The sequence below is a fragment of the [Phormidium] sp. LEGE 05292 genome, from assembly GCF_015207735.1.
Lineage (GTDB): Bacteria > Cyanobacteriota > Cyanobacteriia > Cyanobacteriales > Aerosakkonemataceae > Floridanema.
Map to the genome: position 1 here is coordinate 1 of NZ_JADEWG010000177.1, position 11,957 is coordinate 11,957.

Sequence of the window (11,957 nt, forward strand, 5' to 3'; positions counted from 1 at the left end):
CAAGGGGACAAGGGGACAAGGGGACAAGGAAGGGGACAAGGGGAATTTTTACCTTCTCTTCTGCCTTCTGCCTTCTGCCCTCAGCCTTCTGCCTTCTGCCTTCTGCCTTCTGCCCTCAGCCTTCTGCCTTCTTGCCTTCTACCTTCTGCCTTCTGCCTTCTGCCTTGCTTTATCAAATGACAAATGACTAAGAAAAAACATTGGACTAAACGGGTGTGGGGATTTTGGCAGCAGCAAACGGCGACGTTAGCGGCTGCGATCGCATTTTATACTTGTTTACCTGTGCCAAGTAGTTGGACGTTAGCATTTCGCGGCATCGCCCGTCTTGCACCTGTGATTGGATTGATGATTGGGGGAATGCTGGGATTATTAGATTCTGGCTTGCAGCTGTTGGGAATGCCAGTGTTAACCAAGTCGGTATTAGTCATTTTAGCCGGAATTGCTTTGACTGGTGGTTTGCACTTAGACGGGGCAATGGATACCGCCGATGGACTAGCTACCCCAGATCCCAAACGTCGCTTAGAAGTAATGTCAGATAGTTTGACAGGGGCATTTGGGGCGATGGCTGCGATCGCTATTATCCTACTCAAAACCGCTGCACTGCATGACATTCAAACCCATCGTTGGTTAGCTTTAATGGCAGTAGCAGGTTGGGGACGTTGGGGACAATTAGTGGCGATTATCTGTTACCCTTACCTCAAGCCCACAGGCAAAGGCGCAATTCATAAAGAATCAAATCTTTCTGCCCGTGACTTGATACCAGGACTATTGTTACTTTTGAGTTTGAGTGGATTTTTGTTAATTTTAGATAGCGATCGCTGGTTAATGTCAGCGGGAATGGCATTTGGTGGAAGTGCGATCGCAGTTTTAACAGGTGCCTGGTTTAATTACAAATTAGGCGGTCATACAGGCGACACCTACGGAGCAGTTGTAGAGTGGACTGAAGCCTTGTTACTCTGTCTATTAGCGGGGATTTTTCCCAAATAATTCTATTTATAAATATTGCGACTGAAGTCGCTACTACAAACTAGGTTCGTGGTGAACACTTCAGTGTTTTTGTTTAGCAATATACGACTGAAGTCGCTACTACAAACTAGGTTCGTGGTGAGGACTTCAGTGTTTTTGTTTAGCAATATACGACTGAAGTCGCTACTACAAACTAGGTTCGTGGTGAACACTTCAGTGTTTTTGTTTAGCAATATACGACTGAAGTCGCTACTACAAACTAGGTTCGTTGTGAACACTTCAGTGTTTTTGTTTAGAAATATACGACTGAAGTCGCTACTACAAACCAGGTTCCTGGTGAGGACTTCAGTGTTTTTGTTTAGCAATATACGACTGAAGTCGCTACTACAAACTAGGTTCGTTGTGAACACTTCAGTGTTTTTGTTTAGAAATATACGACTGAAGTCGCTACTACAAACCAGGTTCCTGGTGAGGACTTCAGTGTTTTTGTTTAGCAATATACGACTGAAGTCGCTACTACAAACCTGCCAATTACAAAAATTAAATGGGTTTGAGGCGCGTTACCTTCAGTTTAAAAGGACCTCCAGCTGTTTCGCCGAAAGCACGCACGCGCACAATGTAAGTCCCCGAATCTTTAATTCGAGTAAATAATAGTGAGTTAGTGGTTCCATCAGGGCCATCATCATTTTCTACCACAGTTACACCGCCTTTCATTAAGGTAACTATAGTGTCAAAACTGTCGGAACTGAGATCGATCGCAATATTATCTCCAGCATTTAACTCAATACTATAGTCTCTAGCAAATCCACCTTGTCCCATAGGAATATCTTTATCGGAAAGGGAGTCTGAAACTTCGCCATTGGTTGGTAAGGTAATGGGGTTGTATAGTTGCTTTTGAGCTTTGACAGCCGGAGCAGTATTTACCAGAATCAGCAAAGTTGCAGGTAGGACGAAAAAGCAGCTAAAACGAGCTAAATAATTCTGCATCATGGTGAAGCGAAGTAACCTCGCAAAAAAAGCATAAGCTTGTTAATTGTGACATAATCGACAACCAACCTACGTCGAGAGACTTGACAGTTCTGGCTCTCTCGTAATGGTTTGGGAAACTGGGGGCTGGCGACTGGGATTTCCGAGGATCAAGTTTTTCTATATCTTACTTAGTCTTTGATGATTCCTCACAATTTCCTCAAATTTTGTTCGTAAGTTTAGATGTAGAGTATGGAGAACTAATTAATAAAATGTTAAAACCGAGAAAATCTTTTGGTTTTATGCACATGATATTCAAATAGATAGCAAGTAAAAAAAGAAATTGAAACTCGATGATTAATCTAAATCGTGTTTTATTAGTTAATTTAAATCCCAGTATTTTGTTACAATTGTAAGTGGATCGAATTAATAAATATGGTGAAGTTCAGCAAATGTTCTCTCGAATCCAGCAGTATATCAGAAGTACCAATGGAATCTGTAACTACCAAGCGAATTCTAATTGTTGAAGATGAAAGGAATTTACGAACATTGGTGCAAATTTCTCTGGAAGTATTGGCAGGATGGAAGGTGATAGTGGCGGCTTCTGGTGAAGAGGGGTTACTCTTGGCCGAGAGGGAAAGACCTGATGCGATTATCCTTGATGTTATGATGCCTGGAATGGATGGAATTACCTTTCTGCAAGAACTGCTAGCAAATCCCGATCTTCAAAATATTCCGGTGGTTTTTCTCACTGCTAAAGCAGAATTGATTGAGCCAGAATGCTTTGCAAAGTTAGGAGCTACAGGAGCGATCGCTAAACCTTTTGAACCACTAACATTACACAAACAAGTGGCAAGCTTTCTAGGATGGGATTGCGAGTAAGAGCAAAACTTTATCAAATCATTTAGGCAGACAAAGACAAAGCAATGAGATTTTATCAGCGATTAGTGCCTTATGGAGTGGCGATCGGCTCAACTGCGATCGCCTTACTCCTGACACTGTGGTTAGAACCATTTATGTTCCGCACCATTGGCACATTTTTCTACCTCGCCATCATTGTCACTGCCTGGTATGGTGATTTGCGATCGGGATTCGTTACCGTTGTCTTTTCCACATTAGCAATTAATTATTTCTTTATTCCACCTCAACATATATTTGGATTCGATCGAGGGAAAGATGTATTTGAGTTAGGTATTTTTCTGTTAGTTTCTGTGACAATCAACCTACTAACCGATCGTTTTCGAGACAGCAAACAATTAGCACAAGAAAAAGCCAAATTACTACTGCGGATAGCGCCATCAGCGGCACAAATGGGGATGTGGAACTGGGACATCCCAACCGGACAAATTCAATGGTCAGTCGATCACGAGCTATTATTTGGTTTGACTCCGGGAATGTTTGATGGAAGATACGAAAGCTTTTTAGCTTGCTTGTATCCTGACGACAGGGAACCAATCAACCAAGCATTACAACAGGCGATCGAAAAAAACAGTCTTTACCAAGTAGAATATCGTGTGGTTTGGCCTGATGGTAGCATTCATTGGATTGAAGCTAGGGGACACGCTTTTTATAACCAAGCGGGAGAACCGATCCACATGACTGGAACGGCGACAGCGATCGATCAACGCAAACAAGCACAAGGATTGTTGCAAGAAAAATTTGAGCAACAACGCTTGATTATGGAAATCACCCAAAAAATTCGCCAATCACTCAATATAGAGGAGATTTTCCAAACCACTGTAAACGAAATCCGACAATTGCTTCAGACCGATCGGGTAATTATTTTCCAATTTGACCCCAAGTGGCGAGGAACCGTTGTTGCCGAATCAGTGGGCACTCACTGGATAGCTATTTTATCGACCGAAATTTATGACCCTTGCTTTGGCGAAAACTATGTCGAACCCTACAAACAAGGCTTAGTTACCGTCAAATCCGATATTTATAAAGCGGGAATTGACCCCTGTCACCTGCAATTACTGGCAAACTTCCAAGTCAGGGCAAATCTAGTAGTTCCCATTGTCAAGGGCGGTGAATTGTGGGGGTTGCTCATTGCTCACAACTGTGCTGCGCCGCGCCAGTGGCAATCAACAGAAATCGATTTCATGCGACAGCTAGCCAACCAAATGAGCATTGCCATTCAGCAATCTGAACTGTTTGAACAAGTACAGACTGAACTGAGAGAACGCAAACAAGCCGAGAGAGCTTTACAACAACTGAATGCCGAACTAGAACAACGGATACAAGAGCGAACAGCAAAATTATCTGAGGTAAACGATCGCCTAATCGAAGCATTAACCGCCCTACAAGAAAGTGAAGAAAGCCGCCGACTAGCTTTAGACTTAACCCACGTCGGCTTTTGGGATATGCAGCTACCTAGCGAATATCTCGTCTGGAACGATATTAAGTTCACTCTACTAGGTTTAGATCCCTTTAGCATTAAGCCAACTCGTGAGCTTTGGCGCAGTCACGTTCATCCTGACGATCTTGGTTGGGTCGAACAAAAGTTCTTAGAATCGATAGAAAACCAAACCGATTACGCCGCTGAACATCGAGTGATTTATCCTGATGGTTCTGTTCATTGGTTAATGTCTCGTGCCAAAGCTGTCTACAATGAATTAGGGCAACCTGTGCGAGTTCTCGGTGTATTGTTGGATATTAGCGATCGCAAACGTACTGAACAAATCCTAGAGCTTCAAGCTGTAATTACCCGCAACATGGCAGAAGGCGTATGCTTAGTCAGAGCTAGTGATGCAGTCATTGTCTATGCCAATCCTAAATTTGAGCAGATGTTTGACTATGACTCTGGTGAACTCAACGATCGGCACGTTTCAATTGTCAACTACGCAACTGAAGAGGTAACTGCTGAAGATGTCACTCAAGCCATTCGATCTGCGGTTTTACAAAACGGTGAAGCTATATACGAAGTGCATAATGTCAAGAAAGATGGAACTCCTTTTTGGTGTAAGGCGACTTGTTCTGTATTTAAGCATCCTGATTATGGTGATGTTCTGGTTGCGGTTCACCAAGATATCACCCTAGCGAAGCACCTGGAAGAGGTTCGCCAACAAGTAGAAGAAGCACTCCGACAAAGCGAAGCTAAATTCCGTTCCCTCAGCGAAAGCTCGCCTGTAGGCATTTTCATGACCAATACTCAGGGAGATTGTATTTATATCAATCCCCGCCATCAAATGATTTGTGGCTGCACCTTTGATGAAGCTTTGGGAAAAAGTTGGGTGGAGTTCATTCACCCAGAAGATCGAGAGGAAGTTGCAGCTGAGTGGGCAAAAGTATTATCCCAAAGGCAAGAATATTCCTCTGAAACTCGCTACATCCGTAAAGATGGAACCATTCGTTTTGGTCGAGTGCTGTTCGCCCCCATCTTCTCTGCTGTTGATGAATTTGTTGGCTATGTGGGTACAGTGGAGGACATTACCGACAGTCGAGCCATTGAAATAATGAAAAAAGAGTTTATTTCGATCGTCAGTCACGAACTGCGAACTCCCCTAGCTGCTATTCGCGGTTCTATGGGATTACTCGCCTCTGGAGTTTTGCAAGACAAGCCAGAAACTGCCCAACAAATGTTAGATATTGCCGTTCAAAATACCGAACGCTTAGTACGTTTGGTTAACGATATTCTCGACTTAGAGCGCCTGGAAGCACGGACAGTCAAACTAAATAAACAGTGGTGCGATGGGGTAACACTCATGCAACAGTCTGTAAAAACCGTGCAATCTTTAGCAGTACAGAGCAACATTACCTTATTTGTAGAACCGACTTCCGTTCAAGTTTGGGCAGATAGCGATTTGATCGTTCAAACTCTAGTTAATTTGATCGGTAATGCCATTAAATTTTCACCCCCAGAAACTATAGTTACCCTCAGTATCCAAGACCAAACTGACCAAATTTTATTTCAAATTCAAGACCAAGGACGCGGCATTCCCGCTGATAAAATAGATACTATCTTTGGACGGTTTCAACAGGTCGATGCTTCTGACTCCCGCCAAAAAGGAGGAACAGGTTTAGGCTTAGCAATCTGTAAAAGCATCGTCAAACAGCACGGCGGCAAAATCTGGGTAGAAAGCGTTGTCGGAGAAGGCAGTAGCTTCTATTTCACCTTGCCAAAACTCCTCGATTAACCGTATCATGAATTGTAGGTATTAAAATTTTCTAGTGTAAACAAAATTACTTATGACACCAGAAAAACGTATTCTGGTAATTGATGATGAACAAAACCTCTCTGCCGTAGTTCAAGCTTGTCTGGAAAACTTAGGCGGTTGGGAGACACTAACAGCTTTATCAGCTAAAGAGGGACTTACTATAGCTCAAACCCAACATTTAGATGCAATCTTACTAGATGTAATGATGCCTGATATGGACGGAATCACACTGTTCGGAGAGTTGCAAAAAGATTCAGTAACTCAAACAATTCCAGTTATTTTGTTGACTGCTAAAGTGCAGTCCACAGACTTATACCAATTTGCCAAACTCGGCGTAGCTGGAGTGATTGCCAAACCCTTTGACCCTTTGACATTAGCAGATCAAGTAGCTTCCACGCTGGGATGGTAATATAGCCGAAGGCTTTTCAGATCTTGCTCCAGAAAGGAGGTTCTACCTCCTTTCACCTCGTTCCCAGGTTGAACCTGGGAACGAGAAATAGAGGCTCCGCCTCGTGGTGCTCTTATCACGAGTAGTTAACTGCTTTGGCGGTTGCTATATCTGCTTGCCTCAACATTTCCTCATTTTCTTGTTGTAACCTATGGATGAAGTGAAAATACTACGCATATTTTAGCCCACATTCTCCACCCCAGAGATGAATTGGTCACACTTTAGGGTAAGAAATGTGGGTTTTACATTTTTTCCTATTTTAAAAGAAAAATTGTATTTCCTCAAAATTTCCTCAAATTTGTTTCTTAATCTCTGAAGTATGGGAATGCACCCAACACTGCTAGGTTAAGCGTTTAATTATCTCCGTTGAGGTTTGGGGATAGGTGAAAGGAATAATCCCACCTTTCCCCTCCACCTTTTTGTTTTTCTTATAACCAAACAGTATTGGTGTTAACAATACCGATATAACGACGATAAACTGCTACGCATTTAAATTGAATATTTAGGCTGATGGGGAGATGGGGGGATGGGGAGAGGGATTGACGGTTTTTGCCTAACACCAAAAATATACAATTTAGATGCGATGCAAGCTTAAGACGGTTTTTGCGTAAGAGCAAAAATATACAATTTAGTGCGCTTTAGCTTAATTTAAAATCATTACCAATACAAGCTTTCAGGAGCAAAAAATGGGAAAACAACTTTTCAACCTTACCTTAATTATAGTCGCAGAAGAGATAGAAAAGATTTTGGAAACCTATCCAAAGTATCCCTATAAACAAATTTTTGCAGCCACAGGCTTATACCAGGATTTAGTTGCTTATGTTCTGAGCCGCGTTCCTAATAAGTACGCTGTAGTAGAAGGCTCGGAAGCTTTTTCAACACAAATGATATCACCTCTATATCCAACTAAACAGCGATTAGATATAGAGTATTACATTCATCAGGGAGTCCGTAATCTTATGTCTATCTATAATAAAAATAACTTCGAGCAGTGCCAAACGCAAGGTTTCGATTTGAACAAATCTTTTCTAGTTAGTTGAATGACAGAGTTTCTAGCCAATCGCAAATTAAAAAGCTAAATTACCGCAACTCCCAAAGTGCGATCGCTACTCAGAAGTAGATATTCCCCAGAAGATTTGATACTCTTCCTGGAGGTGCAACTAGCAGCTATAAATGGAAGAGTTTAACATATAACAAATTACTTTTCTGTCAACAATAATTTAAACAAGTGAGGGTAAGAAAATGTAAAATTCTGCTTGCCCTTGTTAGCCAGGAAGATTGATGATGCTTTTAACCAACCTTACAGAACAAGAAAAAATTGAATTTGCCTGGTGGGTAGAAATTGTTACCTTATTCCCATCCTGTAGTTATTACTTTGGGCCTTTTGCTAGTATTCAGGAAGCTGCTTGTGCTCATGTTGGCTACTTGGAAGATTTAAAACAGGAGGGAGCCAAAGGAATTACGCTTCAGATTAAGCTGTGTCAGCCGAAAATGTTAACCAATTTTTATGAGCCAGGATGAGCTTTCACCTCCAGCTAAAGCGCGGAGGTTATCAGCATTTCCTTGGTAGAGTTAAGGAATAAATTCCGTGAAAAGGAATGAGTTCCAATGAAAATTCTGCTAGTAGAAGATGATGAGACGACGGCGAATGTCTTAGCACAAGAACTCACCAGCTATAAATATACTGTCGAGATAGCGGCGGATGGTCAAACGGGTTTGGAACTGGCTCAAGCCTTTCACTACGATCTACTAATAGTCGATATTATTCTTCCGAAACTGGATGGAATTAGTCTTTGTCGCCAATTGCGATCGCACGGCTCACAAACGCCAATCTTACTATTGAGCGCCAAAAACAGCACCACAGATCGGGTAATTGGTTTAAAGGCGGGAGCCGATGATTATGTCGTCAAGCCTTACGAACTAGCGGAATTAATCGCTCGGATTCAGGCTTTACTAAGACGGAGCAATTCTACTTTACCTACTGTATTGACTTGGGAAAAGCTTCAGCTGGACTCGGATGCTTGCCAAGTTACTTATAGCGGAAATCTGTTACACCTAACCCCGAAAGAGTACAGCATATTAGAGCTTTTCCTGCGGAATCCCAGGCGGATTTTCAGCCGAAGTGCCATCCTCGACCAAATTTGGCCTAGTGGCGAATTTCCACAAGAGGAAGCGGTTTCTACCCAAATTAAGGGCTTGCGGCAAAAGCTAAAAACAGCGGGAATGACAATAAGTTTGATTGAGACGATATACGGATTAGGTTATCGGCTGAAAGTACTGGAAGATTCCTTCTCACCAAGGGTTTGTCAAGAAATGACACATCCAGCTACCGTTGCTTCAGCAGACAAGCGCCAAGCTCAAGCCAAAGTACAGCTAATCATGCAACAAATCTGGGGGAAATTTCAACAGAGTTTGGCAACGCAGATGGTGCTGTTCGATCGAGCCATCGCGCAACTGTCCACCGGAACTCTCGACAGCGAACTGCGATCGTCATTACAGGCGGAAGTTCATCGTTTGATTGGCTCGCTCGGTTCTTTTGGCGTACCAAAAAGTTCAGAGGTGGCGCGGCAGATCGAACAGTTGCTCAGCTTAGAGTCTCTGGGGGAAAATGAGGTACGGCAATTTGAGTACTTGGTTGGGCAACTAAAGCAAGTTGTAGAAAACAAACCATCTACAACAGCGAAGACTCCCGATGTGAAAATTGCATCGAGTCGGTTGTTGATTGTCGATGATGATGTGCTGCTGACGGAACAGATTAAAAGGGAAGCGATCGCATGGGGTTTTCAGGTAGAAGTAGCAATAGATCCGACAGCTGCCAGAAGATTCATTTCATGCCTTCCACCTGATGTGATTATTCTAGAACTCACCTTTCGTCACACTACAGAAAACGGGTTAACCCTACTAGCTGAACTAGTGCAACAAACTCCGAGTATTCCTGTGTTAGTACTGACAGCACAAAATCAATTAAGCGATCGAGTGGAAGTAGCGCGTTTGGGGGGAAATATCTTTTTAGAGAAACCTATTAGTCCAGAGGAAATTCTCAAAACAGTTAGTATGGAACTCAACCGCACCCAGAAACCGGAAGCCAAAATCCTAATTGTAGATGACGATCGCCTATTGCTAGCCGCTTTATCTACTTTACTAATACCTTGGGGCTTTCAAGTCAGCACTTTGGCAGACCCCCAACAATTTTGGCAAACTCTCGCTGCCTGTATACCTGATTTGCTAATTTTAGATATAGAGATGCCTGGTTTTAGAGGCATTGAACTCTGCCAGGTTGTTCGCAGCGATCCACGCTGGAGTGAGTTGCCCGTATTATTTCTCTCAGGTCATAACGATCCTGAAATCGTACATCAGGTGTTTGCTATAGGCGCAGATGATTACGTGCAGAAACCGATTATCGGGCCAGAATTAATCGCCCGGATTCTGAATCGGTTGGAACGAAACCGAATTTTACGTAGATTTGCTGGAGTCGATCGACTAACTGAGATTGCTACTGAGCACTAATTCATTCAAAATTTATTTGAGATGGGAATTTTGCGGTTTAGCTGTTTCTTGAAGTAGCGATCGCCACTATGCCACAAACTTTAATATCATATTTATTCAGGGTATCAACTACGGTCAGTGCTGTGGCTCCAGTAGTATAAATATCATCTAACAGTAACACTTCCGCTTTAGGATGACGCTGGCGAAAAGCTTTCCCAATTTTAAAAGCTCCTACTAAACTTTCTTTTCTTTCAATTGGCGATTTACTGTATAAAGCCTCTGTTTCAGAAATACGTTCTAAACCATCTTTTTGTAAAGGCAAATTAGTTACCTGACAAAAACTTGTTGCTAATAATTCCGCTTGGTTAAAGCCTCGGCTACGCAACTTATTAGGATGCAGGGGAATGGGTACAACAATCAATTTTTTGCCCAACTTTAACCGAGATTTTAACCAAGTTTCTCCTAACCAAAAACCTAAAGGTTGGGCGATTTTTGGTTGTTTTTCGTATTTTAGAGTCCACAAAGCTTGTTTTAGGGAGCCACTGTAAGTTCCCCAAGGAAAAACAGGGAAATCATTTCCCCAAAACTTTTCTGGTTGAGGTATTTGACAGCGTTGTAATTGTTTTTGACAATAGGGACAAAAATCGGTTGAAGTAGGACGCTGACATAAAGGACATTGAGATTGCAGAAATAAATCTAGCAATCCTTGATAGCAGTGTTTCCAGAATTTCATTAGGTACTCACTAACGCCTCAAAACGTTCATCTTCACGAATTTTGTCAAAGTCAGGGTCTTCTAGAGCCATAATTTTATACTCATCAGGGTTTAATTCCATAGCTGCTAACAAATTTTCAATTGCTAGTTCTACTTTGCCCTGTTGAGCATAACAGCAAGCTTTGTTATATAAAGCTCTGTGTTCCTTTGGTTTAAATTCTAGGACTTTGTTGTAAGCTGCGATCGCTTCTTCCAACAAACCGATTTGTGCTAAAGTCAGACCTCGATGAAACCAATTCCTGTAATCATCAAAGTCAGCCGGAAAAGTTTTATTAAAAGAAGCTATTGCTTCTTCATGATTACCAATTCTCCAACAAGCTACACCTCGGTTGTACCAAGCTGGATTAGCATCAGGTTTAATTTGCAAAGCTTTATCAAAACTGACGATCGCTTTTTGATGGTACCCAACATGACTTAATGTAATGCCTCGGTTATACCAACAATTAAAATCATCAGGATTAAATTCCAAAGCTCTATCAAAGCTATTTAACGCTTCTTCATAGCGACCTACTTTACCCAAAGCAATGCCTAAATTGTACCAAGCCCAATAAGCTTGAGGTTGTAATTGTACAGATTGCTCGAAACTAATAATAGCTTTTTCATAATTGCCCAGATCGCTCAAGGTAATACCGCGATTATGCCAACTATTAGCGGAATGTGGGTTAAATTCTAACGCTCTGTCGAAACTGTTCAAAGCTTCTTCATGACGGTTCAATTTTCCCAAAGCTATCCCTCTGTTATGCCATATCCAGGAGGTATCAGGTTTAAGAGCTAAAGCACTATTAAAACTTATCAGTGCTTCTTCATGGCGACCTAAGTTTCCTAGCGCAAATCCTCGTTGACAAAGAACGCTATGATAGTCAAACTGTATGTTTAAGGCAGTATCAAAGCTAATTAGCGCCTCTTCATAGTTCCTTGCCTCACTTAGACGTAACCCATGTTGAAAAAAGAATTCGGCTTCTAGTTTGGTTGTTTGGCTCATAAAACTTGTCATCACTCTTCCGACAGATTTATCTCTTTTTTTAGAATGCCCAAAAACTGCTAAGGAATCAACAACCAAACAAAGAAAATCTCAATGATACTGGAGGGAATTTTCCGGCTTTATCCTTGATTTGGCTTGGATATCTCACGGATACGAGGAGATGGGGGGATGGGGAGGTG

The 11,957-nt window shown here is 42.0% G+C and carries 11 protein-coding genes; 8 read left to right on the forward strand and 3 right to left on the reverse strand.

Annotation, left to right across the window (positions count from 1 at the left end):
• Positions 1-187: hypothetical protein (locus IQ264_RS33245; protein WP_228061888.1), on the forward strand; the 187-nt coding region annotated here is incomplete at its 5' end.
• Entirely contained in the window at positions 184-987 is an 804-nt protein-coding gene (gene cobS / locus IQ264_RS28250) for an adenosylcobinamide-GDP ribazoletransferase (protein WP_193985267.1), read from the forward strand. The genes IQ264_RS33245 and cobS, both read left to right, overlap by 4 nt.
• Before the next feature lie 519 nt (positions 988-1,506).
• On the opposite strand, the gene IQ264_RS28255 is transcribed toward cobS, so the two are convergent.
• The gene (locus tag IQ264_RS28255; protein ID WP_193985269.1) at positions 1,507-1,956 is read right to left on the reverse strand and encodes a PPC domain-containing protein; all 450 of its coding nucleotides are present in this window, start codon (positions 1,954-1,956) and stop codon (positions 1,507-1,509) included.
• Between the two features lie 465 nt (positions 1,957-2,421).
• On the opposite strand from IQ264_RS28255, the gene IQ264_RS28260 reads away from it, so the two are divergent.
• The 6 genes from IQ264_RS28260 to IQ264_RS28285 all read left to right on the forward strand — a co-directional run bounded on the left by IQ264_RS28260 (position 2,422) and on the right by IQ264_RS28285 (position 10,044).
• Positions 2,422-2,814 carry a response regulator gene (locus IQ264_RS28260; RefSeq protein ID WP_193985271.1) on the forward strand — a complete coding sequence of 131 codons (393 nt, stop codon included), beginning with the start codon at positions 2,422-2,424 and terminating at the stop codon, positions 2,812-2,814.
• Positions 2,815-2,858: 44 nt separating this feature from the next.
• Positions 2,859-6,068, forward strand: coding sequence for a PAS domain-containing protein (locus IQ264_RS28265; protein WP_193985273.1), 3,210 nt, complete (start codon positions 2,859-2,861; stop codon positions 6,066-6,068).
• A 52-nt stretch (positions 6,069-6,120) separates the two neighbouring features.
• Positions 6,121-6,498, forward strand: a complete 378-nt coding sequence (locus tag IQ264_RS28270) for a response regulator (protein ID WP_193985275.1) — start codon at positions 6,121-6,123, stop codon at positions 6,496-6,498.
• A gap of 725 nt (positions 6,499-7,223) precedes the next feature.
• Positions 7,224-7,577, forward strand: coding sequence for a late competence development ComFB family protein (locus tag IQ264_RS28275; RefSeq protein WP_193985277.1), 354 nt, complete (start codon positions 7,224-7,226; stop codon positions 7,575-7,577).
• A 241-nt stretch (positions 7,578-7,818) separates the two neighbouring features.
• On the forward strand, positions 7,819-8,058 hold the full coding sequence (locus IQ264_RS28280; protein WP_228061889.1) for a DUF1816 domain-containing protein: 240 nt from the start codon (positions 7,819-7,821) through the stop codon (positions 8,056-8,058).
• An 87-nt stretch (positions 8,059-8,145) separates the two neighbouring features.
• Positions 8,146-10,044, forward strand: coding sequence for a response regulator (locus tag IQ264_RS28285; protein ID WP_193985280.1), 1,899 nt, complete (start codon positions 8,146-8,148; stop codon positions 10,042-10,044).
• Between the two features lie 37 nt (positions 10,045-10,081).
• On the opposite strand, the gene IQ264_RS28290 is transcribed toward IQ264_RS28285, so the two are convergent.
• Positions 10,082-10,756 carry a ComF family protein gene (locus IQ264_RS28290; RefSeq protein WP_193985282.1) on the reverse strand — a complete coding sequence of 225 codons (675 nt, stop codon included), beginning with the start codon at positions 10,754-10,756 and terminating at the stop codon, positions 10,082-10,084.
• Positions 10,756-11,778, reverse strand: a complete 1,023-nt coding sequence (locus IQ264_RS28295; protein WP_193985284.1) for a tetratricopeptide repeat protein — start codon at positions 11,776-11,778, stop codon at positions 10,756-10,758. Before IQ264_RS28295 ends, IQ264_RS28290 begins: the two co-directional genes overlap by 1 nt.
• Positions 11,779-11,957 lie beyond the last annotated feature (179 nt).